This window comes from Pararhizobium sp. P1_E7 (assembly GCF_056405855.1).
Window position 1 is genome coordinate 1 of record NZ_JBFUBH010000031.1, and the last position, 25,870, is coordinate 25,870.

Consider the following 25,870-nt stretch of genomic DNA (forward strand, 5'->3'; position numbering starts at 1 on the left):
CGCACTGCCAGCGCACTGTCGGTGACCGCGCGGGTCGATGACGACGGCCGGATGCAGATCCGTCTGATCGCGATCGATGGCAAGCCGCTCTATGAAGAGCCGCTTTATTGATTGCGGAAGGCGGCATTTGGCGGGGCAAGTGACCGGAACACGACAAAATCCGCATTTTTCCCTTGATCCCCATTTTTCCTTTGATCCCTTGGAAACGGGTGATATAGAGACGCCGCGCTCGGGAACGCCCTGAACCCGGTGCAGACTTGTCTTCGGCAGCCTTGCCGGGGCCTTTCTGTGCCGATGCGAGCAGGCGCTGCGGTTTTCTGAACGCGGGTATGGTGAAATTGGTAGACACGCCAGATTTAGGTTCTGGTGCCGCAAGGCGTGGGAGTTCAAGTCTCTCTACCCGCACCAGAATAAAGGGACGTCCAGGGCTTGCCTTGGCGTCGATCGAGAGGACGGCGCCATTTTGCTTGCAAAACGGTGACTGATTTGCGTAAAGCCACTCCCGGCAAATGGATCGGCTCAAGTGCTCGTGTACAAGAACACCGACAGAGCCCTGTCAACGTGAAATGAAGGTTTGAACATGCAGGTTATCGAAACGCTCGCTGATGGGCTGAAGCGCGAACTCAAGGTCGTTATCCCGGCCAAGGACATGGAAGCTCGTATGAACGAGCGTCTCGCCGAGACCAAGGACAAGGTCCGTATCAACGGTTTCCGTCCGGGCAAGGTGCCTTTCGCCCATCTGAAGAAGATGTACGGCAAGTCGATCATGGCTGAGCTCGTCAACGAACTCGTTCGCGAAAAGCCGACCGAAATCCTGTCCGAGCGCGGCGAAAAGTCGGCGACCCAGCCGGAAATCGCGATGACCGAGAACGAAGCCGAAGCGGACAAGATCCTCAGCGCAGAGGCTGACTTTGAGTTCACGCTCGCTTACGAAGTCATCCCGGCGATCGAACTCAAGGATGTCAGCGGCATCAAGGTGACCCGCGAAGTCGTTGATATCGACGAAGCCGAAGTCACCGAGCAGATCCTCAAGATCGCCGAAAATGCCCGCACCTACGAAACCAAGAAGGGCAAGGCCGCCAACGGCGACCGCGTCACCATCGATTACCTCGGCAAGGTCGATGGCGAAGCCTTCGACGGCGGTAAGGACGAAGACGCTGAGCTGGTTCTCGGCTCCAACCGTTTCATCCCGGGCTTTGAAGAGCAGCTCGTCGGCCTGAAGGCTGGCGACGAAAAGGTCATCACCGTAACCTTCCCGGCTGAATACCCGGCTGCAAACCTTGCAGGCAAGGAAGCCACCTTCGACATCACCGTCAAGGACGTTGCTGCCGCTGCTGCCGTTGAAATCAACGACGACCTCGCCACCAAGCTCGGCCTCGAATCGGCTGACAAGCTGAAGGAAGTCGTTCGCGGCCAGATCGAAAGCCAGTACGGCTCGATGACCCGCCAGAAGGTCAAGCGTCAGATTCTCGACCAGCTGGACGAACTCTACCAGTTCGACACGCCGCAGCGCCTCGTTGACGCTGAATTCGACAACATCTGGCGCCAGATCAACACCGACCTGGAACAGGCCGGCAAGACCTTCGCCGACGAAGACACGACGGAAGAAGAAGCCCGCGGCGAATACCGCAAGCTGGCTGAACGCCGCGTCCGCCTCGGTCTCGTTCTCTCGGAAATCGGCGAAAAGGCCGGCGTCCAGGTAACCGACGAGGAAATGCAGCGTTCGCTGTTCGAACAGCTCCGCCAGTTCCCGGGCCAGGAAAAGCAGATCATTGACTACTTCCAGAAGACCCCGGGTGCCGCTGCCTCGCTGCGCGCACCGATCTTCGAAGAAAAGGTCGTTGATCATCTGCTGTCCGAAGTGAAGGTCACCGACAAGACCGTCAGCAAGGAAGAACTGCTGGCCGACGATGAGGAAGGCACTTCGGAAACGAAGAAGGCTGCTCCGAAGAAAAAGACTGCTGCCAAGGCTGACGCTGCGGAAGGCGAAGAAGCCGCCGCACCGAAGAAGAAGGCTCCGGCCAAGAAGAAGGCCGCTGACGACAGCGCCGAATAAATTTGTCCGTCGCTGCATGATTTTGGAAAGGCCGCCCTTCGGGGCGGCCTTTTTCGTTCGAAAGAACGATCGGAAAATCCAGCGGCTTTTCCTCAAGACAGCCGTGCAATAGCCGGAGAGCGGTACGACCATAGATTGACACCCGTCGCCGGACGGACGAAGGTGGGGGCAATTATTGTACAAGGCGATTGCGGGGGATATTCATGGCAGGTTGCGCCTATCGGTCATTGGTCACAGCGGCACTGGTCATCTCGGCGATTGCAACAAGCCGCGGGGCGGCGGCTCAGGACAGTGGTAAGCCAGCCGCGGCGCCAATTTCCGTGTCCGTAACAAGAGTCATCGAGAAGGATATCCGGCCATCGATCTCCTTTACCGGGCGCGTCGAGGCCGTGGATAAGGTCGAGTTGCGCGCGCGCGTCGACGGGTTTCTCGAGAAACGGCTTTTTACCGAAGGGCAGGATGTCAAGCAGGGTGACCTGCTCTTCGTCATGGAGAAGGGGCAATACGAAGCTGCTGTCGTCCAAGCCCAGGGCGCGATCGAATCGGCTGAAGCCATGCTGGCGCTGACAAACATCGAAGTGGAGCGGCAGACGATCCTCGTTTCCAAAAGTGCCGCCCCTCAGAACCAGCTTGATGTGGCCACGGCCAAGCAGAGTGAAGCCAAAGGCAGCCTTGCGCAGCTGAATGCGGCGCTCGACAAGGCCAAGCTCGACCTCGGCTATACCGAAATCCGCGCGCCGATTGCCGGACGCATCGGCCGTTCGGCTTATTCTGTTGGAAACTTCATCGGGCCATCGAGCGATGTCCTGGCGACGATCGTCAGCCAGGATCCGATCTATGTCAGCTTCTCGGTGTCACAGCGTGAAATTCTGGCTATCCGCGACAAGCTTAACGGCCAGGGGACGCTCGGCAGCACCGTCGATGCGGCGGTGGTTTACGTCGAGCTTGCCGATAGAAAGCGTTACGGCGAGCCCGGCAAAGTCAACTTTGTCGATGTGACCGTGGACCAGGGTACCGACACCGTGCCGGTTCGAGCGACATTTCCCAATCCGAGCCGGATCCTGATTGACGGTCAGCTCGTTACCGTGACCGTCGAAGGAGGGGCTGCGGAAAAATCGCTGGTCGTGCCGCAAGCAGCGATCCAGGTCGATCAGTCGGGACCGTTTGCGCTCGTCGTCGACAGCGAAAACAAGATCGAGGTCCGCCGCATCGAGCCCGGGCAGACGGCGGGCAGCGAGTTGTCCGTCCTCAAGGGCCTTGCCGCCGGGGACCGGATCGTGACCGAGGGCATACAGAAGGTGCGCCCCGGGCAAGTTGTCGAGCCGCTCGAAGCTAAGTCAGGATCCTGAGCCATGCTGTCTGGGATTTTCATCGATCGGCCGCGGCTTGCGGTTGTCATCTCGCTCGTCATCACCATTGCAGGTCTTGTGGCGCTGAGCGTCATACCGATTGCCCAGTTTCCGGACATCGTGCCGCCGCAGGTCTCGGTAACAGTCAGCTATCCCGGCGCGAGTGCTGAAATCGTTCAGCAATCCGTCGCTCAGCCGATTGAATCCCGTGTCGTCGGCGTCGACAACATGATCTACATGAAGTCGACCAGCGGCAACGACGGCAGCTATACGCTGACCGTCAGCTTCTCCGTCGGAACCGATCCCGATATCAATGCCGTCAACGTGCAGAACCGCGTCAACCTCGCCGAAGCACAATTGCCGGCGGAAGCGCGGGCGCAAGGGATCAGCGTCAAGAAAAAATCGTCGGCGCTGATGCAGGTGATTTCCTTGATCTCGAAGGACGGCAAGCAGGATCAGCTTTTCCTCTCGAATTATGCGACGATCAACATCATCGACGGCCTGAAGCGGATCACCGGCGTCGGCGACGTCTCGCTTTTGACCCCATCCGACTACAGCATGCGTGTCTGGGTGACGCCGGAGCGGCTGACCAGTTTCGGCATGACGCCGAACGATATTGTCGATGCGCTGAAGCGGCAGAACGTTCAGGCGGCAATCGGCCGTATCGGTGCCCAACCGGCGCTGCCGGACCAGCAGTTCCAGCTGACCATTCAGACGAAGGGGCGCCTGAGCACCGTCGAGGAGTTCGGAAGCATCGTGCTGCGGGCGCAGCCGGACGGTTCGTTTGTCCGCATCCGCGATGTCGCGCGCGTCGAGCTGACGTCGAAATCGGCCGAACAGATCGGCCGGCAGGATGGTACGCCGGCGGCCGTGCTTGGTATCTACCAGTCGCCCGGCGGCAACGCGATCGCCACGGCGGCGGCCATCGACCAGCTGCTCGAGAAGCTGAAGCCGTCGTTTCCGGATGGCGTCGATTACAAGGTGACCTACGATACGACGAAGTTCGTCGAGGAGAGCATCCACGAGGTCGTCAAGACCTTGATCGAGGCCTTCGTCCTCGTCGTGATCGTTGTCTACCTGTTCCTTGGAAGCGTGCGGGCAACGCTCATTCCGCTGATCGCGGTGCCGGTTTCACTGATCGGAACGTTCGCGGTGATGATGGCGTTCGGCTTTTCAGCCAATACAGTCTCACTGCTGGCGCTTGTCCTTGCCATCGGCATCGTCGTCGATGACGCCATCGTCGTGGTCGAGGCGGTCGAGGCGCAGCTGGAGAAGGATCCGAGCATCACGCCGGCTGAAGCCGCGCGGCTTGCTATGGGCGAGATCACGGCGCCGATCGTCGCCATCACGCTGGTCCTGCTTTCTGTGTTCATACCGGTGGCGTTCATTCCGGGCATTTCCGGCGAACTCTTCCGCCAGTTTGCCGTGGCGGTGTCCGTGTCCATGGTGATTTCCGCCATCAACGCGCTGTCGCTGTCGCCGGCCCTTTGCGCCGTGTTTCTGAAGGCGCAGCACGGTCCGAAGCGCGGCCCGATCCGCTATGTGCTGAAGGGGATCGACTATGCCCGCGATGGGTATGCTTCGCTGGTGCGCCGGTTTGTCCGCTTTGCAGTTCTGGGCCTGGTCCTGCTCGTTGGACTGGTTGCCGGTACCGGCTGGCTGATGAAATCGACACCGACGGGCTTCCTGCCGTCGGAGGATCAGGGCGCCATCTTCGGTGAAATCGTCCTGCCGGACGGCGCTTCGGTGAACCGCACCAACGCCGTTGCCAAGCGGGTCGAAGAGATGGTCCGCGCCACGGACGGCGTCGATGGTGTGATGTCGGTTGTCGGCTACAGTCTGCTCGACGGCCAGGTAAAGTCGAATTCCGGCTTGCTGGTGATCACGCTGAAGCCGTTTGCCGACCGCACGTCGGTGGAATTGTCCGTCAACAGTCTGATCGCCAAGATCAGTGCTGAACTCCAGGCCGTCAAGGACGCCAACATTATCGTCTACAACCTGCCGCCGATCATCGGTTTGGGTACAGGCAGCGGCTTCGAATACCAGCTTCTCAACCTCACCGGCGGTAGCGCCAGCGAGGTTGCCCAGGCGGCGCGCGGCCTGGTGTTTGCGGCCAACCAGGATCCGGCGCTGAGCCGGGTGTTCACCACCTATGCGGCCAACACGCCGCAGCTCTATCTCGATATCGACCGCGAGAAAGTCCAGACGCTCGGCATCGAGGTCTCGGATGTCTTCAATGTGCTGCAATCGGTGCTGGGCAGTGCCTATGCCAACGACTTCAACCTGTTTGGCCGGACCTGGCAGGTCACGGTGCAGGGCGAGGCGTCGGAGCGGTCAAAGATCGACGACATCTACCGGATCAATGTCCGCAACAACAAGGGCCAGATGGTACCGATCCGGGCGTTTGCGGAAGTGCGCCTGATCCTTGGGCCACAGCTGATCGTGCGCTACAACAACTACGTCAGTGCGACGATCAATGGCGGGCCGGCGGCGGGGCGCAGTTCAGGCGAAGCGATTGCCGCCATGGAAGCGGTGTCCGCCACGACACTGCCTGTCGGCTACAGTTATGAATGGACCGGAACGGCGCTGCAGGAAATCGAAGCGAGCGGCAAGACGACGATGATCCTGGGGCTTGCCGTGCTCTTCGCCTATCTGTTCCTTGTCGGGCTTTACGAGAGCTGGACGATCCCGATCGCGGTGCTTTTGTCGGTGTCGGCCGGTATCGCCGGCTCGATGCTGGGGCTGAAGATAGCTGGCCTCGACAACAACCTCTATGCCCAGATCGGCCTTGTGGTGCTGATCGCGCTGGCGGCGAAAAACGGCATTCTCATCGTCGAGTTCGCGATGGAACGCCGCAAGCATGGGCTGGGCATTTCCGAAGCGGCAGTCGAAGGCGCGCGCGAACGGTTCCGGGCCGTGATGATGACCAGCTTTGCCTTTATCGCCGGCCTAGTGCCGTTGGTYGTCGCTCAAGGGGCAGGCATGCTCAGCCGTCGCGGCGTCGGCACAGCTGTCTTCGGCGGTATGCTGGGCGCGGCGCTGGTCGGAATCTTCCTGATCCCGATGCTCTATGTGAACTTCCAGTGGCTGCGGGAAAAGGCAAAGACGATCGGGCGGAAGACGGACAGTCAGCCGGCGGAGTAAGCTGCGAAACCTGGCAGTAAAAGCTGCCCGGCCCGGTGTTTCTTCGCCGTGCAGGAGGAGGTTGCGGGTTTCTAATCGCAGCGCTCACGCATGAAAAGGCCCGCCGCGACAATGTCGGGACGGGCCTTGTCTGTTGGTGACAACGCAGACGATGATGAAGGCCCCGCCAGTCTGGGAATTTTCCGCAGAAGGCGACGTGTCGGCCGGTACGATCCGAAGCCGCCCTCAGATCTTTGGAGCGATCTCGCCCATCCGGTTGCCCGCATCAAGGCCGGCAATCTTGTAGGCTTCGGCCAGTGTCGGATAATTGAACGTGTTCTCGACGAAATATTCGACGGTGCCCTTCAGGTTCAGCACCGCCTGACCGATATGGACAAGCTCGGTTGCACCTTCGCCGACGATGTGGACGCCAAGCAGGCGCCGTGTCTTTAAGGAGAAGATCAGTTTCAAAAGTCCCGAATCAAGCCCCATGATATGGCCGCGCGAGGTCTCCCTGAAACGGGCAATACCGCATTCATAGGGAATGCCGCGCTCCTTGACCTCTTCCTCCGTCAGGCCGCAGGTCGAGATTTCCGGTACGGCATAGATGCCGTAGGGGAAGAATTTCGGCGGTTCCTTGGCGATGGCACCGACGGCGACACGGGCCGCGATGCGGCCCTGTTCCATCGAGGTGGAGGCAAGGCTCGGAAAGCCGACGACATCGCCTGCCGCATAGATGTTGGGAACGGATGTCTGGAAGGTCTCAGGGTTGACGCTGAGGCGGCCACGGCTGTCGGCTTCGAGACCGGCTGCGGCCAGGTTGAGGGCGTCTGTCGCGCCCATGCGGCCGGCGGCAAACAGCACCATCTCGCAGATGATAACGCGTCCGCTGTCGAGCTTTATCGAGCACTTGCCATCCGGCGTCCGCTCCACCTTGTCGGCTTTCTGCCCGAGGTGCAGCTTCATGTTGCGGTCACGCAGCTGATAGGTAAAGTCCTCGACGATTTCCTTGTCGATGAAATCGAGCATGGTGGCTTTCGGGTCGATCAGCGTCACCTGGGTATCCAGTGCGCTGAAAATCGTCGCATATTCGATGCCGATGACGCCCGCACCGATGACGGCCAGCGAGCGGGGCAGCTCTTCAATTTCAAGCAGTTCGTCGCTGTCGAGCACGGTCTTGCCATCGAAGGGAATATAGTCCGGGCGAAAGGGTTTCGTGCCGACGGCGAGCAGAATGCTGGTGGCGGAGACCTGGATGATTTCGCCGTCTTCCTTGACGACCTGCATGGTCTGCGCATCGACAAAGCTCGCCTTGCCGCGAATATGCTGGACGCGATTGCGGGCGAACTGATGTTCCAGCACCTCGACTTCGTGGTCGAGGGTAATCAGCAGGCGGCGGCGCAGATCCTCGGCGCTGATTTCTTCCTTGACGCGGTAAGCGCGGCCGTAAAAGCCGCGTTCGCGCCAGCCGGTCAGATTGAGCGCGGTCTCGCGCAGCGTCTTGGAGGGAATGGTGCCGGTATGAACCGAGACGCCGCCGACCCTTTTCCCCTGTTCGACCACAAGAACCTTCTTGCCCAGTTTGGCGGCCTGAATGGCAGCCCTGCGTCCTGCAGGGCCGCTGCCGACAACCACGAGATCATACTGGTTCATGACACGTTTCCGATGATGGAGGGAGAATCGTTGTGCATTGCGGTAAATGTCGCCTGCGATCGTCTATATCGTCAATCTTACAGTTTAATAAAGCCTTATGGGCTGCCTCGGGCTTGCGGATGCTTATTTTGCGAGAAGCGATTATAGTGGCCAGGCGTAGTCTGCTGCTTGCAGAAAGGGTATATTCGCAACGGTTTGTGAACCGGGCAGCACCGGCGTTCAGTTGACATATGTCTAACCGGCGGTGCTCGGTTTCTGCAATGGGAGAGATGCTATGACTTTGCAGGAAACCGGCGACAGACAGAAAAACAAGACCGCTCCATCCATGGGCAGCGACCAGACCGAGCCGCCGCCGGCAAAGCCCGGCAACCGCCCGGGCGTCGTGGCCGCAGCGGTCTACGAGCATGGCCAGCGCATCCTCGATATCGAAATCAAAGACGCACACAAATGGAAGGGCCGTGACAAGGCGGTGGTCTGGATCGGCCTGCATGAGCCGGATGAGGCGCTGTTGCGCGAAGTCCAGGCGGAATTCGCGCTGCATGAACTGGCTATCGAAGATGCCGGTCACGCCCATCAGCGCCCCAAGCTGGAAATCTACGGTGACGCCATGTTCGTCGTGGCACGCACGGCACATATGATGGGCGAGGAGATCGTTTTTGGTGAAACCCATCTGTTTGTCGGCCGCGGCTATGTCGTTTCGGTACGCCATGGACCGTCGACGTCCTACAATCTGGTGAGACAACGCTGCGAGGCTTCGCCTGCGGCCTTGGCGCACGGCGAAAACTATATTCTCTACTCCATCCTCGATTTCATCGTCGACAACTACATGCCCGTCGTCGAGGGCATCCATGCGGAGGTCGAGGAACTGGAGGAGAGGCTGCTGCGCGAGCGGCTGGACAAGAAGGACATCGAACGGCTTTACTTCCTGCGCCGCAGCCTGCTTCGCCTGCGCAACGCCGTCGTGCCCTTGGTCGACGTCTGCCGGCGGCACGAGCATCTCGATCTGCCGGGCATGGACGCGGCGCTGCATGCGCTGTTTCGTGACGTCACCGATCATGTGCGCCGAGTCCAGGAGGACATCGACACCTTGCGCGAGGTTCTCGCCTTCACTTTCGAGGCAAGCCTGATGATCGGCCAGTCCGAACAGACAGAGATTTCGCGCAAGCTCGCCTCCTGGGCGGCGATCCTTGYGGTGCCAACGGCGATTGCCGGCATCTACGGCATGAATTTCGACGACATGCCGGAACTGAAGTTCAAGTACGGTTATTTCGTCGTCCTGGCGCTGATCTTTTTCGTCTGCAGCATGCTCTACCGCATGTTCCGGCGGGCGAAATGGCTGTGAATCTACGCAGAAAATCAAAGCGCTGCAGGTGATCAGATGAGGCGCAGCCCCTTGAGGCTGGCATGACCGTCCTTGCCAATGATGATGTGATCGTGAACCGTGATTCCGAGCGGCTTTGCCGTGTCGACGATCATCTTGGTCATCTCTATATCGGCCCGGGAGGGGGTCGKATCGCCGGAAGGATGATTGTGGACGAGAACCAGCGCCGTCGCCGATAATTCGAGCGCGCGTTTGACCACTTCGCGCGGGTAGACCGGCGTGTGATCGACGGTGCCGGTCTGCTGCACTTCGTCGGCGATCAGGGCATTACGCTTGTCGAGGAAGAGAATGCGGAACTGCTCGCGGGTCTCATGCCCCATGGCAGCATGGCAATAGTCGATCACCGACGACCAGGAGGCAAGCACCTGCTTGCCCTTCAGTTCGCTCTTCAGCGTGCGGTGGGCCACCGTCGAAATGAGCTTCAGGTCGAAGGCCACGGCTTCACCGATACCCTTTACCTCCTGCAGCAATGCCGGAGAAGCGCCGAAGACGCCGGCAAGTGTGCCAAAGCGTTCGAGCAGGGCTTTGGCAATTGGTTTGGTATCGCGGCGCGGAATGAGACGGAACAGCAGGAGTTCCAGGATTTCATAATCGGCCAGCGCCGTGTCGCCATGATCCTTGTAGCGTGTTCGCAACCGGTCGCGATGGCCATGATAATGCGCATCGTCCTCTTGGGTCCCTGCGACACCAAGGCTGGAGCGCTTCTGCTGCTGTTCGGCGAAAAAGCCCCTTTCGTCAGCCGGTTGCGAATGATCGCCTTCGGAAGAAAAAGGGGGCTTTGCCATCGCGAACCCTATGCTGGCAGGCCCGGACGGTCGAGGCCGCCCGGTGACAGGGTGAAAATCTCGCAGCCGTCGGCGGTAACGCCGACGGCGTGTTCGTATTGCGCCGACAGCGACCGGTCGCGGGTGACCGCCGTCCAGCCATCGGCCAGCACCTTCACATGCGGCCGGCCGAGATTGATCATCGGCTCGATGGTGAAAATCATGCCCTCGCGCATTTCCGGACCTTCGTTTGCCCGGCCGTAGTGCAGGATGTTCGGCGCGTCATGAAACAGGCGGCCGACTCCGTGGCCGCAGAAATCGCGCACCACCGAACAGCGTTCGGCTTCGGCAAAGGTCTGGATGGCTTCGCCGATGGCGCCGGTACGGGCACCGGGCTTGACGGCGGCAATGCCGCGCATCAGGCATTCATGGGTAACTTCGAGCAGGCGCTCTGCCGCGCGCTTGATTTCGCCGACCGGGTACATCCGGCTGGAATCGCCGTGCCAGCCGTCAAGTATGTAGGTGACGTCGATATTGACGATATCGCCTTCACGCAGCGGCTTCTCGTTTGGAATGCCGTGACAGACGACGTGATTGATCGATGTGCAGGACGACTTGGTATAGCCGCGATAGTTCAAGGTTGCGGGCAGGGCGCCGTGGTCCATGCCGAAATCGAACACGAAACGATCGATTTCGTCGGTTGTCACGCCCGGTTTGACGCGGCCCGCCAGTTCATCGAGGCAGCGCGCGGTGAGCTGGCAGGCGCGCTTGATCCCGGCAAAATCCTCAGGCGTATAGAGGCGGATGACGCCGGTATTCTTGTAGGGCGCAGACGCAGCCTCGATATAGGTGACCATTGCAATACTTTCAGTTGTCTTTCACGAATGTCATAGATCAGCACAGGCGGGTTCGTCCATCGGGATCAGACCGTCGGGCGCAATTTGCTGCGGCGAGACCCGGCATTTGACGGCGAACGCCTCAACCCCGCGCCTCAGGGCCCGGCGAAATGCCTTCGCATAAAGCGGGTCGAGGTCGTCGCATATCCTGAACATGGCGCAGTCGTCCCGCTGGATCAGGTAGATCATGATGCCGCGATGGCCTGCCTCGACCATGTCGCCGAGTTCCTCCAGATGTTTGGCTCCGCGCGCGGTCGGGCTATCGGGAAATTCGGCAAGGCCTGGCGTGCGGCTGAAATGAACGTTCTTGACCTCGACATAGGCGCGGCCGCGCTCCGGGTCGCTGAGCAGCAAATCTATGCGGGAATTGCGGCCGTATTTCTGTTCGCGCTGCAGGGTCGAATAGAAATGAAGGTCGCCGACCTGTCCGGCCTTGATGGCTTCCTCCGCCAGCCGGTTGGGCAGGCCGGTGTTGATACCGACGACAGTTCCGCCGACTTCGACCATTTCAAACATATGCTGATATTTGCGCGTTGGACTGTCATGCTGAGAAAGCCAGATGCGCGAGCCTGGCGTCGTCAGCCCGCGCATCGATCCGGTGTTGGGGCATGAGCCTGTGACCGCGCGCCCATCCTCAAGCACGGCATCGAAGAGAAAGCGTTTATATCGTTGTATCAGGACGGCGGGCACCAGCGGCCTGTCGAATTGCATGGGGAACCCGTCATTTGATCAGGCGCGGGCGCGGACATAGGAGCCCGGCGCTTCTTCGAGAGAGTTGAGGTTTCCGCCCGTCTTTCGCGCCGGTACCCGCTCGCTATCGAGCGTTTCGATCCAGGCCTGCCAGTGCGGCCACCAGGAGCCGGACGTCTCTTTTGCCGTCTTCACCCAGTCCTCGAAATCGCCCGTGGCGGGACCGCCGGTCCAGAACTGGTATTTGCTCTTGTCCGGCGGGTTGACGACACCGGCAATATGGCCGGAGCCGGACATGACATAGGTGACGTCGCCGCCGAAGAACTGACTGCCGACGAAGACGGATTTTGCCGGCGCGATATGATCTTCCTTGGTGGAGAGATTGTAGATCGGGATTTTGACGTCACCGAGCGAGATCTTCTTGCCGGCCAGCACCATTTCACCCTTGGTCAGGTTGTTCTGGAGATAGCAGTTGCGCAGGTAGAAGGAATGGTTGGCCGCAGGCATCCGGGTCGAATCGGAATTCCAGTAGAGCAGGTCGAAGGCCGAGGGTTCCTGACCCTTCAGGTAGTTGTTGACGAAATAGGGCCAGATGAGATCGGAGGCGCGCAGCATGTTGAAAGCCATCGCCATCTTCGAGCCGTCGAGATAGCCGGTCTCCTTCATCCGCTCTTCCATCTGGGCGATCTGTTCCTCATCGGCAAAAACCTTGAGGTCGCCGGCATGGGTGAAATCGACCTGCGTGGTGAACAGGGTGGCAGAACGAATGCGCGTGTCACCTTCCTGCGCTTGCAGGGCAAGGGCGGCGGCGAGCAGGGTGCCGCCGACACAATAGCCGATCGCATTCACCTCTTCTTCGTCTGTCGCCTGGCGGATGGTGTCGAGTGCAAACCCGATGCCCTCGCGGGCATAGGATTCCCAATCCTTTTTGGCGTGACGCTCGTCAGGATTGACCCAGGAGATGACGAAGACGGTGTGGCCCTGATCCACCGCCCACTTGATGAAGGACTTTTGCGGGTTGAGGTCCAGCACATAGAATTTGTTGATCCAGGGCGGGCAGATCAAAAGCGGGCGCTTCAGCACCGTGTCGGTGGACGCATCATATTGCAGAACCTGGCAGACATCGCTCTGGGCAATCACCTTGCCGGGCGTGATCGCGATGTTCTCGCCGACCGCAAATTTGCTGACATCCGTCTGGCGCAGCTTCAGATCGCCCTTGCCGGCAACAATATCCTCGGCCAGCATCTGCATGCCTTTGACCAGGTTGGCGCCGCTGGAGGCGACCGTTTCGCGATAGAGCTGCGGGTTGGTGGTGACGAAATTGGCGGGCGACAGCGCGCWGGAAATCTGCCGGACGTAGAAGGCAGCCTTGTGTTTGGTGTGATCGTCGAGACCTTCGGCGTCGCGCACCATCCGGTCCGCCCAGTTGGACGTGATGAAATAGGCCTGCCGCAGGAAATCGAAGAACGGATTGGCGACCCAGTCTGCGTCGGAAAACCGTTTGTCGTTGCGCGGCACCTCGTCGGGATCGCTGACCGTCTCGCCGCCCATCTTCTGTAGCGTGCGTGTCCACATCGAGAAGAAACTGCCCATCAGGTGAGTCTGGGCTTCGAGCGTCCGCCTCGGATCGGAGAGCCAGTATTCGGAAACCTTGGAGAGGGTCTTGACCATGTCGACCATCGGGTCGGCCAGCATGTCGGTTTTCTCGCCGCTTTCGCGGGGGGCAAGCCAAGCGGATGCGGCCTTGCCGAGCTGCTCGACCGTGCGGGCGAGATTGATCGTAAAGGCTTCCGGGTCCTTGACGATGTAGGGTTCGACGGATTTCGGGTCGAAACCGGGAAAACCATCCGCGCTGGCGCCGGTCTGGCCCTCGGCCTTCCTGTCTTCTGCCACCCAGTTTCCTCCACAGATGTTTGTTTGTTTTGTCTTTTTACATTCTGCCTTAAAATGATTACAAGTGCCAGCGCATGTTGGACTCGGACACATTGGTTGTCAGGCGGTTTCGGCCGGAGATTCAACGAAAGGGGCCGGGCAGGGGCGAGATGACGAATTCGGGAAAAGCAGTGATGACGCGGATGGGTACGGCCTTTGGACTGGCAGGTTTGGTGCTTGCTCTTGCCGCTTGCAGTTCGACTGCAGTCGAAGAACAACCATCCATCTACTCGGCCACGATGGCCAAGCCCATTCCCTCGGATGTCTATCCGGTCATCGAAGGCAAATTGCCGGCTGCCAGTGCCCAGATGAGCAATGAAGAGGCTGCAAGCCAGTCGGCGCGGCTGACGGCGCTTGGTGCCGCGCGCTCGTCGGGAAAAATCTCCGAAGCGGAATATCAGCGCCGCCTCAAGGAGCTTGAAGAGCTGGCCGCCAATCACGGTGCCGATACGCTGAAGCAGATACAGAAATAGCGCTTGCGTTTCGGCTGATTTGGACGCAAAGCGTTTCATGGCCGCGTGGGCCTGATTGCACCGCGCGCGTCTCCTTGCACGCATGAAACCAGCATGGGGACGGCGCAAGACGAGGTTTAGAGATGGAAGAGTTTCACAAAGTCCGGCGTCTGCCGCCTTACGTTTTCGAACAGGTCAACCGTTTGAAAGCCAGCGCGCGAGCGGGTGGAGCTGACATCATCGACCTCGGCATGGGCAATCCGGACCTTCCGACGCCGCAATCCGTGGTCGACAAGCTGTGCGAGGTCGTTCAGGATCCGCGCACCCACCGCTATTCGTCCTCCAAGGGCATTCCTGGGCTTCGCCGTGCGCAGGCCGCCTATTATGCCCGCCGGTTCGGTGTCAAGCTTAACCCCGATACACAGGTCGTGGCGACCCTCGGCTCCAAGGAAGGCTTCGCCAATATGGCACAGGCGATCACCGCGCCCGGCGATGTGATCCTGTGCCCGAACCCCACCTATCCGATCCATGCCTTCGGCTTCCTGATGACCGGTGGCGTCATCCGCTCGATTTCGGTCGAGCCGGACGATACGTTCTTCCCGCCGCTTGAGCGGGCGATCCGCCATTCGATCCCCAAGCCCATAGCGCTGGTCATCAACTATCCGTCCAACCCGACGGCACATGTGGCAACGCTCGATTTCTACAAGGAAGTCGTCGCCTTCGCCAAGAAGCACGACATCGTCATCCTGTCGGATCTTGCCTATTCGGAAATCTATTTCGACGACGTTCCACCGCCGTCCGTGCTGGAGGTTCCCGGCGCCATGGACAACACGGTCGAATTTACCTCGATGTCGAAGACGTTCTCGATGCCGGGCTGGCGCATGGGCTTTGCCGTCGGCAACGAACGCCTGATCGCCGCATTGACGCGCGTCAAGTCCTACCTTGATTACGGTGCCTTCACGCCGATCCAGGTGGCCGCCACCCATGCGCTGAACGGCGACGGCTCGGATATCGCCGAAGTGCGCAATATCTACAAGCGCCGCCGCGACGTGTTGGTCGAGAGCTTCGCCAAGGCCGGATGGGACGTGCCGCCGCCGGCTGCCACCATGTTCGCCTGGGCAAAGATTCCGGAAAAGTTCCGTCATCTCGGTTCGCTGGAGTTCTCCAAGCTACTGGTCGAAAAGGCCGATATTGCGGTGGCACCCGGCATCGGTTTCGGCGAGCAGGGCGATGACTATATCCGCATCGCGCTGGTCGAGAACGAACACCGGATTCGTCAGGCCGCCCGTAGCCTCAAGAAGTTTCTCTCGACGGCGGACGATACGTTGCACAACGTCATCTCGCTGAACGCTCATCGCTGAGGCGCCGGTTTTCCGGCATCCCTCAAAATCAGCTCCGCCGCTTCAGGCGGAGCGCCCTCGATATGTTAGGAATAGTGTATGGCAGATGCCCTTAAAATCGGCATTGCGGGCTTGGGAACTGTTGGTGCTTCGCTCGTGCGTATTCTCCAGGAACGCCATGAGGCGCTGGCGACGACATGCGGCCGGGCCATCGAAATCACCGCCGTCACGGCGCGCGACAGGAACCGTGATCGCGGCGTCGATCTTTCCGCGATTGATTGGCATGCCGATGCGCTTTCGTTGGCCAAGAGTGCCGATATCGACGTCTTCGTCGAGCTGATGGGCGGTGCCGGCGAGCCGGCTTTGTCTGCCGTCAAGGCGGCTTTGTCGCGCGGCGTGCACGTGATTACCGCCAACAAGGCGCTGCTGGCCGCCCACGGCATCGAGCTTGCCGGCCTGGCCGAAGAGCACGGTGCGCTGCTGAACTATGAAGCTGCCGTCGCCGGTGGCATCCCGGTGATCAAGGCACTGAGGGAATCGCTGACGGGCAACACGATTTCGCGCGTCTACGGCATCATGAACGGCACCTGCAACTACATCCTGACCAAGATGGAGAAAGAAGGCCTGTCGTTTGAAGCCTGCCTCAAGGAAGCGCAGCGCCTCGGCTATGCCGAAGCCGATCCTGCCTTCGACATCGACGGCAACGACACGGCCCACAAGCTGTCGATCCTCACCAGCCTTGCCTTCGGAACGGCGATCGCCGCCGATGACATCTATCTGGAAGGCATCACCAATATCTCGATCGACGATATCCATGCAGCCGCCGATCTCGGCTACCGCATCAAGCTGCTGGGCGTTGCCCAGCGCACGGACAGCGGTATCGAGCAGCGCGTGCACCCGACGATGGTGCCGCTCGATTCGGTGATCGCGCAGGTCGATGGCGTGACCAATGCCGTAGCGATCGAATCCGACATTCTCGGCGAGTTGCTGATGGTCGGCCCCGGTGCCGGCGGTAACGCGACGGCATCCGCAGTCCTCGGCGACATCGCCGACATTGCCAAGAGCCGCCCGGGCGCGCAGCACGTGCCGGCCTTCGGCCGCCCGGTCACTGCGCTGTTGCCCTACAGGCAGGCGCAGATCCAGAGCCATGAGGGCGGATATTTCATTCGGTTGAAGGTGGTCGACCGGGCCGGTGTCTTCGCGAAAATTGCCACGCACATGGCGGAAAACTACATCTCGCTGGAATCCATCGTCCAGCATTCGAAACATCCGGTTGAGACCGGGGAACCGCAGACGATCATTCTCGTCACCCATGCGACAACCGAGGATTCGGTTCGCAAGGCCGTTGCCTCGATCAAGGGCGAGGGCTATCTCGTCGGCGAACCGCAGGTTATCCGTATCGAGCGGCCGAAGGCGGCCTGATCCGAAATTGCAGATGCATTTTTGCGGCCCCATCCGGTTTGTATCCGGGTGGGGCCGCTTTCGTTGCGGTTTGCGCATGATGCAAAACCCGGGTACGAACGGTCAAAAGTCATGGGTGTACGATGAGTGATGTGCCAGATCCCGTCCAGCGGGCGTTCCTCAATGTCGAGCGTTCGGTAACCGGTCAGCGCTGGGTGTCGCGGCTGGATCAGGCCGGGCAGAACCGCGCGCTGGCCATCAGCCAGGTCCATGGCTTTTCCGATCTGATCGCCCGCGTGCTGGCGGGCCGGGGCGTGACGATGGACGATGCGGTGGCATTCCTCGATCCGACCATCCGCTCGCTGATGCCGGACCCCGATACGCTGACCGATTGCAGCAAGGCTGCCGCCCGCATCGTCGCGGCGATCAAGGCGGGCGAAAAGGTTGCCATCTTCGGCGACTACGATGTCGATGGGGCAGCGTCTTCGGCTCTGCTGTTCCGGTTCCTGCGCCATTTCGGCGTGGATGCGGAAATCTACATTCCCGATCGGATTTTCGAGGGGTACGGCCCCAATCCAGCGGCGATCAATCAGCTGATCGACAATGGCGCCCGATTGATCGTCACAGTCGACTGCGGCTCGACCAGCCACGAATCGCTTGCCGCGGCGCAAGCACGCGGCATCGATGTCGTTGTCATCGATCACCATCAGGTCGGCGCGGAATTGCCGCCATGCGTGGCGCTGGTCAATCCGAACCGGGAGGACGATCTGTCGGGGCAGGGGCATCTGTGCGCCGCCGGTGTCGTCTTCCTTGTGCTGGTCAATGCCGTGCGCCAGTTGCGCGAAGGCGGCGACAAGCGCGTCGCCTCGTTTGATCTGCTCGCACTGCTGGATCTCGTGGCGCTGGCAACCGTCTGCGACGTGGTGCCGCTGAAGGGCCTGAACAGGGCCTATGTGGTCAAGGGGCTGGTTGCCGCGCGGCATATGCAGAACCCGGGCCTTTCGGCGCTGTTTCGCAAGGCCGGTCTCGGTGGACCTGTCACGCCCTATCATTTCGGCTTCCTGATCGGCCCGCGAATCAATGCCGGCGGGCGAATCGGCGATGCCGCACTCGGTAGCCGTTTGCTTACGCTGGAAGACGAAGGCGCAGCCGAGGAGATCGCCGCAAAACTCGATGAACTCAACCGCGAACGGCAGGTGATGGAGGTGGCGATGCTGGCCGAGGCTGAGGCCGAAGCGCTGGCGGAGTATGGCACCGGCGAATCGGCCTCGATCATCGTTACGGCGCGCGAGAACTGGCATCCGGGCATTGTCGGCCTCTTGGCCGCGCGCCTGAAGGAAAAATTTCGCCGCCCGGCCTTCGCGATCTCGTTCGATGGCAATGGCAAGGGAACGGGCTCCGGCCGCTCGATCAGCGGATTCGATATCGGCAAGATCGTTCGCGCGGCGGTCGACAGCGGCCTGCTGGTCAAGGGCGGCGGTCACGCGATGGCGGCGGGGCTTACGGTCGAGCGCGCCAATCTCGGCAAGCTGCGGCATTTCTTCGACGAAAAGGCGCAGAATACCGTCAGGGACCTCGTTTCGGCCGAAACGCTGAAGATCGACGGCGCCCTGGGTGCCGCCGGCGCCAATCTGGCGTTGATCGATCAGCTGGAGCAGGCTGGCCCATATGGGGCAGGGCATCCGCAGCCGATCTTTGCACTGCCCGCGCACCGCCTTCGCGATTCGCGCCAGGTCGGCGCCAATCACGTGAAGGTGACGCTGGAGGGCCAGGACGGCTCGCGGATAGACGGCATCGCATTCCGCGCACTTGAGACGCCGCTTGGTGATTTGCTGCTCTCGGAGCGTGGAACGTCGCTGCACGTCGCCGCATCGATATCGGCCGATCTCTGGCAGGGAACGCGCCGCGTCCAGTTGCGCGTGATCGATGCCGCAAAGGCATTTTGAGCGGCCGTTACCGGCGGCTTGTATCTGTGCTTCACTATGGGGAAATCAGAGAACCATGGTACGCCCTAGGGGAGTCGAACCCCTCTTCCCAGAATGAAAATCTGGTGTCCTAACCGATAGACGAAGGGCGCATCAGTGGTGTGGGCGTCTTATAGTCAGACATGTTGAATGCTGCAAGCGCTAAATCGCATTTTTTCAAGGATTTTTCGCAGTAAAAACAGCAGCAAAACAAGGGGAGTTTATGTGAAGCGAAAACACTCGCCGCGCCGTATTTTCACGGGCGGTTGGTCGATATTCTCGATCAAGGGGAGGTTCACAATGGTACGCCCTAGGGGAGTCGAACCCCTCTTCCCAGAATGAAAATCTGGTGTCCTAACCGATAGACGAAGGGCGCAGCCGTTGTGTGGGCGTCTTATAGTCAGGGCTTTTGAATACCGCAAGCGGCAAATTTCATTTTCCTGTAAAAAAGTCCTGATAAAGCGCCGTTCCCTGTTTTAATGCGAATTGGCCAATTAAAACAGCTGGTTGCCTTCAGGCCTTGCGACGGCGGCAGCGCCAATTCCAGTCACGGGCTTCGCCCGTATCGATATGGACGGATTCTGTGTGGCAATAGGTTCCGACGCCACCGCGCCCTGGAATGGTGCGCAGATATTCGGCAAGATCCCATTTGCTGACACCGGGAACCTGGATGTCGGCGGCCTGGCAGGTGGTGTGAAGCGAGTGCTTTCGTCCGCCGGCGCGCGCATTGTGCTGCAAATCCCGCAAGCCGGACGTCACCATGATTTTTTGGCCGTAATGGGTCTCCACGACCTTGAGGACCTGCAGCAGTTCAGGTTGGAAACAGCCCGTTTCGACCTTTTCGGTCTGCAGCCAGAGCCCGTTCGGTGCAAGGCGCGCCAGACCGGACAATGACGCCATTTCAACCGGGGCGCTATCGTCGTCGTGTTCCTCTTGCACATCATCGACGGTGGCAAACATCGATGTGGTGCGCACGCCGGGAAGGTCGGTGAACCCGAGCGCGGCTATCTGCTGCTGTTTCAGGTTGCTGGCGGCAAGCGTCTTTCTTGCAGGCGTCTTGGCAAAGCGATCAGAGTCGAACTGGCTGCGGTTCTTGCGTTTGGCAGCAAACAGGCCGGCAAGCGTCAGGGGTTTTTCTGCCTGATCCGGTTTGTCCCCGCCGTTCTCTGCGCTTCCCGAATCGGGAAGCATTGCCGTGGCGCCGCTGATGGCTTCCGCGGACGCGGTTTGGGCCGTCGCTGCGGGCTGCTCCATGTTACCGCCGCGCATGGCGTCGCCGCTTGAGGGGATTGGCACGGCAACAGGAAGCGGCATGCCGTCCGGACCGATCTCAGCGCTTGCCACCTGTTGTGTGACAGCAGCGGCGCCATCGGCATTGCTCGCACCTTCAAGCGGCAGGGGAGTCTGGTTTGCCGCGGGCTGGCCGCTGTTGAAAAGACTGTTTGTGGCTGGATTGACGCCGGTGGCTTGCCCGGCCGCAAGCGGCGCATTGCCTGCGGCTGTTGCGGCATTCTGGTCCGGCGCCGCATTCGGCGTCTGGACGGCAAAGATGCTGTTTGCGGTTGCGTTGAGGCCGGTGCTCTGCATCGTCAGCGACGACGGCTGGCCGTTGTTTGGCGCAGGCATCATCGCGTTTGCCTGGGCTCCAGGCTGTTGTTGCCCATTGGCGCCAACGGCAGAAACCTGCTGATCCTCATAGGTACCGGGTGCCGCTTGCGCCGCGTCGGCGGAGGCGATTTCCGGCACCACCTCGTCCACCGCGGATGCAGCGTCCGCCGTTTCTGTCGCCGCGGTGACGCAACCCGACAGCATCATCGCCGAAACGCTCAGCGCAAGCGCGCAGCCAAGGCCACGAATCGTCGCCGCTTTCTGCAGGATATGGCGCAACGTTGGATCCCCACTCAATGCGGGCCGGGCGACACTTGCCGTCATGGCCTTTCATCAGGACGTCACAAACCGCACGATTAAGCGCGTTCCTTTTTAAGGACCGCCACGCCTCTTCCATGCGGTTTGACCGGTTCAACCGGGAAAGGGTGTATTCAGCCTGACGCGGCGCACACCCTGATCCCTTTAACGTTTCGTTCAGACACTAAAGAACGCACCGTTGATTGTAAACCTGCACTGACGCAATCTACATCTGGATCCCGGCCGCCAATGGCGCCGGAAAGATGCACCAGATATCCCCCGGCCACATTGTGCGGAGCTTACCAGGCGCCGGTATTGCCCATCGAGGCCCAGGGTTCCTGCGATGGCAGGTCCTCGCCCTTTTGCAGGATTTCGATCGAAATGCCGTCCGGCGAGCGGACGAAGGCCATATGGCCGTCGCGCGGCGGCCGGTTGATGGTAACCCCATTGTCCATCAGGTGCTGGCAGGTCGCATAGATGTCATCGACTTCATATGCGAGGTGACCAAAATTGCGGCCTCCTGTATAATCCTCCGTGTCCCAGTTGTAAGTGAGTTCCAGGCACGGCGACAATGCGCTTCTGGCATGATCGAGATCACCGGGGGCGGCGAGGAAAACCAGGGTAAAGCGGCCTTTTTCATTCTCGTAGCGGCGGATTTCCACAAGGCCGAACAAAGTGCCCCAGAAGTGAAGCGAGGCGTCCAGATCTTTGACGCGAACCATCGTGTGCAGATAACGCATTGGAATATCCCTATTTTGCTGAAGATGGGGTATATTTAGCCGACAACCAGCCAGAGGCAAGGCTCAAGGGCTAGTGTCAGGTAACGGCAAATTTCATCCGGGGGCTTGCACATCTGCGGCGGGACGATGTTATTCTGATCATCAAGAATCAGTTAACCGTAATGATGTGATGCGTAATCGAGGGGCTGGGCAGGCAATGGCGGACAGGATTTCAGCGAAGGGCGTCACGCCGGATGGCGATTTTGCCAATGACGCGCTTGATCTGGTAGAAATCACCGGCGTCATCAAATGGTTCGACGTTGCCAAGGGGTTCGGTTTCATCATTCCCGACAACGGCATGCAGGATGTGCTGGTTCACGTCACCTGCCTGCGCCGCGACGGCTACCAGACCGTGCTTGAAGGTGCCCGCGTGGTTGCGCTCATTCAAAGACGCGACCGCGGCTATCAGGCTTTCCGCATTCTCTCCATGGATCAATCGACGGCGATCCATCCGTCGCAGCTGCCGCCGGTCAAGACCCATGTTCAGGTAACGGCGACCAGCGGGCTCGAGCGATGCCTGGTCAAGTGGTTCAACCGCACCAAGGGCTTTGGCTTCCTGACGCGCGGCGACGGTACCGAGGATATTTTCATCCATATGGAAACTCTACGTCGTTTCGGGCTTACCGAGCTGCGCCCGGGGCAGACCGTTCTGGTGCGCTTCGGCGATGGAGACAAGGGCCTTATGGCGGCCGAGATCCATCCTGACGTGCCGGCTCCCTTGGGCCGGGCACACTGATGAGCGCAGATCTTCAGCGCCTCGCCGGAAGCGCCCTTGTGGCGCTTTTTTTATGGCTTGCACCCTTTTGCGCCGCCGCTGCCGGCATCACCTTCGAAACGGCGCCTTTGCAGATCATCTCGACCAACGGCAAGGTGCACAAATTTACCGCAGAGCTGGCTGTGGACAGCGATCAGCGTTCGCAAGGCCTGATGAACCGCCGCCACATGCCGCGTGATCGTGGCATGCTGTTTGATTTCGGTGAGACGCGTCAGGTGATGATGTGGATGAAGAACACCTATCTTCCGCTCGATATGCTGTTCATCGCCCGGGATGGCAAGATCGAGACGATTCGTGAAAATGCCGTTCCGCTGTCTGAAGCCATTATCGCTTCGCGCGTTCCGGTCGCTTTCGTTCTCGAACTGAACGGCGGAACCGTCAATCGCCTCGGCATCGCGCCCGGAGATGTTGTCGATAGCCCGCGCATCTCCGGTTCGAAGCCTTAAACTGCCCGGTCAACTCCTTTCGGCGCGTCTGTGGAATTGTGCAATTTAGATGTTGCAGGGGCAGGGGGAAGCGTGTATCTCCCCGCCATCGACGGGTCACGGAGTGTAGCGCAGCCTGGTAGCGCATCTGGTTTGGGACCAGAGGGTCGGGAGTTCGAATCTCTCCACTCCGACCATCGATTTTCCCCTTTTATCGCACCACGGCATAATTCCTTAGATAGGAATCTAAGTGCAACAGCGGCCTTTGCGCGTCATGAACGACGCGCCGCGCTGTAGGCGGTTAAAATTGGCGGATATATCGCTGGAAAGTCATTTCGTTTTAATCCGTTCTGCGCTATTGCAATGCGCAACGACCGGCAGCCAATGCGCCGGCAGCATTAAACCATGGTGGAGCCGCTCAAGATATGTCCGCGAAAATCTATCGACCCGCAAAAACCGCGATGCAGTCTGGCAAGGCCAAGACGAATTTATGGGTTCTTGAGTTCGATCAGGAAACGCCGCGCACCATCGACCCGATCATGGGCTATACGAGCTCTGCCGACACGCGCCAGCAGGTCAAGCTGACATTCGAGACTGCTGAACAGGCTGTGGCCTATGCCGAGCGCAACGGCATCGAATACCGGGTCATCGCGCCCAAGGAATCAACCCGCAAGAGCGTGTCCTACAGCGATAATTTCCGGTTTAGCCGCACCCAGCCCTGGACGCATTGATCCAGGCTGTGCACTGATCCAGGATCGGCTCGTTCAACGAGGAGAAATCTCCTCCAAGCGGCCCCTTAGCTCAGCTGGATAGAGCACCTGCCTTCTAAGCAGGTTGTCGCAGGTTCGAGCCCTGCAGGGGTCGCCAATCATCTGCCTAACTATTTGATTTCGTGTAAGCTGCGACCGCTCGGGGGTTCGGGTGCGACCGGCATCTTGTTCGCGAGGCGTTCCGAAGCGCCATGGGCTAGCCATCGACAGTCGCGCCCATCGACACATCGCCATTAATCCATGCGCCGTTGGGCCTTCATTGGCGGCTACCGTCGCCCCGGCCTTCCTGAGGCCATGAGCGCGACACGCGTTGGAAGCCCAGCTTCCACGCACCGATCCCTAAACCCGTTCCCGAACGAAGCCCGCGACGTAAATGGCTTCCTCGTCGATGCGGACAGGCATGTTTCCGGCCACGCAAATTCCCTGTCCGGTGATTGCCGCCCGTTGCTGCGGCGCGATTTTCTTCGGCGGCCTGATCCTGCCGGGCCGCCGGTGCTTTTTGCCGTCGGCAAGCTTCAAGGCGCGATGAAGTCAAAGCCGGTCGCCCCGGAACGGGAGCCGGTGACGGCAGAAGACGGCGCCGGGCCATGAAACGCGTTCTTAAAAAAAAACGGGCCGAAGGCATCTCTGCCGTTCGACCCGTCCGGTAAAGTCGGTAGGGGGAATTTCCAGACATCCGCAGGCAAAAGCGGCTGCGAACGGGAGGTCTTACACAGGCATCATGCCTGAGTGATGCTAATCCATTTGACATAAAGCGCAGAAAATTTGACATTTGTGGGATGTTGTCACCTGAGAGTTCCGATCGCGATGTGAAGGTTGTGATCGTTGTCCTGCCCGAATCATCGATCATGTCGCTCGCCTCGGTGCTGGATCCGATGCGTGCCGCCAACCGGGTGGCCGGCAAAACTCTGTTCGAGTGGAAAATCCTGTCGCCCGACGGCGAACCGGTTCTTCTCACCTGCGGTGTCTCGATCGCGGTGGATGGGGCGTTTTCGGCGCGGGCGCAGGGCGATTGCCTGCTGGTGATCGGCGGTTTCAATCTGGACCGCCATGCGCAGACACCGTTCATTGCCAGCCTGCAAGCCTGCGCCCGGCATTTTTCCGTCGTCGCCGGCATCGAATCCGGATGCTGGCTATTGGCACGCTGCGGCCTCGTCAACGGGCGCGCAGCGACGGCGCATTGGGAGGAGCTGGAGGATTTCGCGTTGGCTTTTCCCGACGTTTCCGTCAGGGCCGACCGGTTCGTCACCGACGGAAAATTCTGGACGTCCGGCGGTGCATCGCCGACCTTCGATATGATGCTGCATATGATCCGCCAGCGTTTCGGTTCGACTGTTGCCCTCGATGTGGCGAGCATTTTTGTCTATGACGAGACCCATGCTTCGACGGATGCGCAGCCGCTGGTGTCGCTTGGCCGCATGGAGGCGCTCGATCCGGAGCTTGCCCGTGCGATCCGGTTGATGGAACGGACGCTCGACCGGCCATTGTCGATCGCAGCTCTTGCGCTTCGTGCCGGGCAGTCGCAGCGCAAGCTCGAAATGCGGTTTGCCCGGGCGCTCGGCATCAGTCCGGGCAACTACTATCTGCGGCTGCGGCTGCAGACCGCGCAGCGGCTGGTCAGCGATACCCAACTAAGCATCCGCGAGGTCGCCCTTCGCTGCGGTTTTGACAGCCTGTCGTCCTTCTCGCGCGCCTTCAAGCGTCAATATGGCGCCAGTCCCATGAAACTGCGTCAGGGGCGTCACTGACAGGATTGCGGGCCACGGCCTTCCTCATCACAGCCTTTTGCGGCCGCCTGAGCCGGCGCCAATTTTGGGGGATTGGGCGAGCAGAAAGACGCCTCTCCTTATTCCCTCTTGCCGCAAACCCGCCACAGCCATATTTCTCGCTTGAATGGAGAAAGCAATGACAATGAAAACCGTTATACTCGCGGCCGCAATCGGCCTTTCAAGCCTGACGCTTACTGGCTGCGAAAGCGTTTCCTACGACGACGGTGGCTACAATTCGCGCCCGCGCGATTACTCTGATCGCTACGACCGTGAGGAACGCTGGCGCGACCGGAGTGACGAGGACGCCCGCGCTGACTGGCGCGATAGAGACCGCCCAAGGGACCGTGATCGCCGCTGCTACAACGATCCGCGCTGCGAGGTGCCGGAATACAACCCGGAACGGCCCGGCTATTACCGGCGCGGCGAACAAGCCTATTGAAATCAGA

Annotated in this window: 21 protein-coding genes and 5 tRNA genes; 17 read left to right on the forward strand and 9 right to left on the reverse strand. The window is 60.1% G+C overall.

The genetic code is table 11. The annotated features are described in order from the left end of the window. Positions 1-323 precede the first annotated feature (323 nt). The 4 genes from AC1D17_RS20785 to AC1D17_RS20800 all read left to right on the forward strand — a co-directional run bounded on the left by AC1D17_RS20785 (position 324) and on the right by AC1D17_RS20800 (position 6,549). Positions 324-408: transfer RNA gene (locus tag AC1D17_RS20785), tRNA-Leu, on the forward strand. 172 nt (positions 409-580) lie between these two features. Beyond that, positions 581-2,056: a trigger factor gene (tig, locus tag AC1D17_RS20790; RefSeq protein ID WP_477567214.1), complete on the forward strand. Its 1,476-nt coding sequence runs from the start codon at positions 581-583 to the stop codon at positions 2,054-2,056. Positions 2,057-2,376: 320 nt separating this feature from the next. Then, positions 2,377-3,405 carry an efflux RND transporter periplasmic adaptor subunit gene (locus tag AC1D17_RS20795; protein WP_477567215.1) on the forward strand — a complete coding sequence of 343 codons (1,029 nt, stop codon included), beginning with the start codon at positions 2,377-2,379 and terminating at the stop codon, positions 3,403-3,405. A 3-nt stretch (positions 3,406-3,408) separates the two neighbouring features. Further along, on the forward strand, positions 3,409-6,549 hold the full coding sequence (locus AC1D17_RS20800; RefSeq protein ID WP_477567216.1) for an efflux RND transporter permease subunit: 3,141 nt from the start codon (positions 3,409-3,411) through the stop codon (positions 6,547-6,549). A gap of 225 nt (positions 6,550-6,774) precedes the next feature. Here the strand turns inward: AC1D17_RS20800 and sthA are convergent, their stop codons facing one another. Continuing rightward, positions 6,775-8,181, reverse strand: a complete 1,407-nt coding sequence (sthA, locus tag AC1D17_RS20805; protein WP_477567217.1) for a Si-specific NAD(P)(+) transhydrogenase — start codon at positions 8,179-8,181, stop codon at positions 6,775-6,777. A gap of 325 nt (positions 8,182-8,506) precedes the next feature. Between sthA and AC1D17_RS20810 the strand changes: the two genes are divergently transcribed. After that, a complete protein-coding gene (locus tag AC1D17_RS20810) occupies positions 8,507-9,523 on the forward strand; it encodes a magnesium and cobalt transport protein CorA (RefSeq protein WP_477567243.1) in 1,017 nt (338 codons plus the stop codon). Between the two features lie 32 nt (positions 9,524-9,555). Here AC1D17_RS20810 and radC read toward each other — a convergent pair whose 3' ends face one another. From radC to phaC, 4 genes are read right to left on the reverse strand one after another with little or no spacing between them, the layout of a single operon-like run. Beyond that, positions 9,556-10,347, reverse strand: coding sequence for a RadC family protein (gene radC / locus AC1D17_RS20815; protein WP_477567218.1), 792 nt, complete (start codon positions 10,345-10,347; stop codon positions 9,556-9,558). An 8-nt stretch (positions 10,348-10,355) separates the two neighbouring features. Then, entirely contained in the window at positions 10,356-11,183 is an 828-nt protein-coding gene (gene map / locus AC1D17_RS20820; protein ID WP_264218866.1) for a type I methionyl aminopeptidase, read from the reverse strand. 30 nt (positions 11,184-11,213) lie between these two features. Continuing rightward, a complete protein-coding gene (gene sfsA, locus AC1D17_RS20825; RefSeq protein WP_477567219.1) occupies positions 11,214-11,933 on the reverse strand; it encodes a DNA/RNA nuclease SfsA in 720 nt (239 codons plus the stop codon). Positions 11,934-11,951: 18 nt separating this feature from the next. Beyond that, positions 11,952-13,805, reverse strand: coding sequence for a poly(3-hydroxyalkanoate) polymerase subunit PhaC (gene phaC, locus AC1D17_RS20830; RefSeq protein ID WP_477567220.1), 1,854 nt, complete (start codon positions 13,803-13,805; stop codon positions 11,952-11,954). A 173-nt stretch (positions 13,806-13,978) separates the two neighbouring features. On the opposite strand from phaC, the gene AC1D17_RS20835 reads away from it, so the two are divergent. The 4 genes from AC1D17_RS20835 (at position 13,979) to recJ (ending at position 18,983) form a co-directional block, all read left to right on the forward strand. After that, positions 13,979-14,317 carry an SHOCT domain-containing protein gene (locus tag AC1D17_RS20835; RefSeq protein ID WP_477567221.1) on the forward strand — a complete coding sequence of 113 codons (339 nt, stop codon included), beginning with the start codon at positions 13,979-13,981 and terminating at the stop codon, positions 14,315-14,317. Positions 14,318-14,439: 122 nt separating this feature from the next. Next, positions 14,440-15,657, forward strand: a complete 1,218-nt coding sequence (locus AC1D17_RS20840) for an LL-diaminopimelate aminotransferase (RefSeq protein ID WP_477567222.1) — start codon at positions 14,440-14,442, stop codon at positions 15,655-15,657. 78 nt (positions 15,658-15,735) lie between these two features. Continuing rightward, the gene (locus tag AC1D17_RS20845; protein ID WP_477567223.1) at positions 15,736-17,058 is read left to right on the forward strand and encodes a homoserine dehydrogenase; all 1,323 of its coding nucleotides are present in this window, start codon (positions 15,736-15,738) and stop codon (positions 17,056-17,058) included. 122 nt (positions 17,059-17,180) lie between these two features. Further along, entirely contained in the window at positions 17,181-18,983 is a 1,803-nt protein-coding gene (gene recJ, locus AC1D17_RS20850; protein WP_477567224.1) for a single-stranded-DNA-specific exonuclease RecJ, read from the forward strand. A 56-nt stretch (positions 18,984-19,039) separates the two neighbouring features. Here recJ and AC1D17_RS20855 read toward each other — a convergent pair. The 4 genes from AC1D17_RS20855 to AC1D17_RS20870 form a co-directional block, all read right to left on the reverse strand. After that, positions 19,040-19,114: transfer RNA gene (locus AC1D17_RS20855), tRNA-Glu, on the reverse strand. 188 nt (positions 19,115-19,302) lie between these two features. Beyond that, positions 19,303-19,377 (reverse strand) — tRNA-Glu (locus AC1D17_RS20860). A gap of 137 nt (positions 19,378-19,514) precedes the next feature. Then, positions 19,515-20,933 (reverse strand): D-Ala-D-Ala carboxypeptidase family metallohydrolase, encoded by a 1,419-nt coding sequence (locus AC1D17_RS20865; protein WP_477567225.1) that lies wholly within the window; start codon positions 20,931-20,933, stop codon positions 19,515-19,517. A gap of 272 nt (positions 20,934-21,205) precedes the next feature. After that, positions 21,206-21,646, reverse strand: coding sequence for a VOC family protein (locus AC1D17_RS20870; protein WP_477567226.1), 441 nt, complete (start codon positions 21,644-21,646; stop codon positions 21,206-21,208). 196 nt (positions 21,647-21,842) lie between these two features. On the opposite strand from AC1D17_RS20870, the gene AC1D17_RS20875 reads away from it, so the two are divergent. The 8 genes from AC1D17_RS20875 to AC1D17_RS20910 all read left to right on the forward strand — a co-directional run bounded on the left by AC1D17_RS20875 (position 21,843) and on the right by AC1D17_RS20910 (position 25,863). Then, positions 21,843-22,421, forward strand: a complete 579-nt coding sequence (locus AC1D17_RS20875; protein WP_477567227.1) for a cold-shock protein — start codon at positions 21,843-21,845, stop codon at positions 22,419-22,421. After that, a complete protein-coding gene (locus AC1D17_RS20880) occupies positions 22,421-22,906 on the forward strand; it encodes a DUF192 domain-containing protein (RefSeq protein WP_477567228.1) in 486 nt (161 codons plus the stop codon). Before AC1D17_RS20875 ends, AC1D17_RS20880 begins: the two co-directional genes overlap by 1 nt. Before the next feature lie 99 nt (positions 22,907-23,005). Next, positions 23,006-23,082 (forward strand) — tRNA-Pro (locus tag AC1D17_RS20885). A gap of 228 nt (positions 23,083-23,310) precedes the next feature. Continuing rightward, complete coding sequence (locus AC1D17_RS20890) at positions 23,311-23,616, forward strand: ETC complex I subunit (protein WP_436039992.1); 306 nt, start codon at positions 23,311-23,313, stop codon at positions 23,614-23,616. A 59-nt stretch (positions 23,617-23,675) separates the two neighbouring features. Then, a tRNA-Arg gene (locus AC1D17_RS20895) sits at positions 23,676-23,752 on the forward strand. A gap of 303 nt (positions 23,753-24,055) precedes the next feature. After that, positions 24,056-24,184 (forward strand): hypothetical protein, encoded by a 129-nt coding sequence (locus AC1D17_RS20900; RefSeq protein ID WP_477567229.1) that lies wholly within the window; start codon positions 24,056-24,058, stop codon positions 24,182-24,184. Positions 24,185-24,434: 250 nt separating this feature from the next. Next, positions 24,435-25,403, forward strand: coding sequence for a GlxA family transcriptional regulator (locus tag AC1D17_RS20905; protein WP_477567230.1), 969 nt, complete (start codon positions 24,435-24,437; stop codon positions 25,401-25,403). 157 nt (positions 25,404-25,560) lie between these two features. Then, positions 25,561-25,863 (forward strand): hypothetical protein, encoded by a 303-nt coding sequence (locus AC1D17_RS20910; protein WP_477567231.1) that lies wholly within the window; start codon positions 25,561-25,563, stop codon positions 25,861-25,863. Positions 25,864-25,870 lie beyond the last annotated feature (7 nt).

Excerpts from the sequence above, each read along its gene's own strand:
- tig (WP_477567214.1), top strand. The coding sequence starts at position 581 with ATGCAGGTTATCGAAACGCTCGCTGATGGGCTGAAGCGCGAACTCAAG.
- sthA (WP_477567217.1), bottom strand. The coding sequence starts at position 8,181 with ATGAACCAGTATGATCTCGTGGTTGTCGGCAGCGGCCCTGCAGGACGC.
- map (WP_264218866.1), bottom strand. The coding sequence starts at position 11,183 with ATGGTCACCTATATCGAGGCTGCGTCTGCGCCCTACAAGAATACCGGC.
- sfsA (WP_477567219.1), bottom strand. The coding sequence starts at position 11,933 with ATGCAATTCGACAGGCCGCTGGTGCCCGCCGTCCTGATACAACGATAT.
- AC1D17_RS20835 (WP_477567221.1), top strand. The coding sequence starts at position 13,979 with ATGACGCGGATGGGTACGGCCTTTGGACTGGCAGGTTTGGTGCTTGCT.
- AC1D17_RS20840 (WP_477567222.1), top strand. The coding sequence starts at position 14,440 with ATGGAAGAGTTTCACAAAGTCCGGCGTCTGCCGCCTTACGTTTTCGAA.
- AC1D17_RS20845 (WP_477567223.1), top strand. The coding sequence starts at position 15,736 with ATGGCAGATGCCCTTAAAATCGGCATTGCGGGCTTGGGAACTGTTGGT.
- recJ (WP_477567224.1), top strand. The coding sequence starts at position 17,181 with ATGAGTGATGTGCCAGATCCCGTCCAGCGGGCGTTCCTCAATGTCGAG.
- AC1D17_RS20865 (WP_477567225.1), bottom strand. The coding sequence starts at position 20,933 with ATGACGGCAAGTGTCGCCCGGCCCGCATTGAGTGGGGATCCAACGTTG.
- AC1D17_RS20870 (WP_477567226.1), bottom strand. The coding sequence starts at position 21,646 with ATGCGTTATCTGCACACGATGGTTCGCGTCAAAGATCTGGACGCCTCG.
- AC1D17_RS20875 (WP_477567227.1), top strand. The coding sequence starts at position 21,843 with ATGGCGGACAGGATTTCAGCGAAGGGCGTCACGCCGGATGGCGATTTT.
- AC1D17_RS20880 (WP_477567228.1), top strand. The coding sequence starts at position 22,421 with ATGAGCGCAGATCTTCAGCGCCTCGCCGGAAGCGCCCTTGTGGCGCTT.
- AC1D17_RS20890 (WP_436039992.1), top strand. The coding sequence starts at position 23,311 with ATGTCCGCGAAAATCTATCGACCCGCAAAAACCGCGATGCAGTCTGGC.
- AC1D17_RS20900 (WP_477567229.1), top strand. The coding sequence starts at position 24,056 with ATGTTTCCGGCCACGCAAATTCCCTGTCCGGTGATTGCCGCCCGTTGC.
- AC1D17_RS20905 (WP_477567230.1), top strand. The coding sequence starts at position 24,435 with ATGTTGTCACCTGAGAGTTCCGATCGCGATGTGAAGGTTGTGATCGTT.
- AC1D17_RS20910 (WP_477567231.1), top strand. The coding sequence starts at position 25,561 with ATGACAATGAAAACCGTTATACTCGCGGCCGCAATCGGCCTTTCAAGC.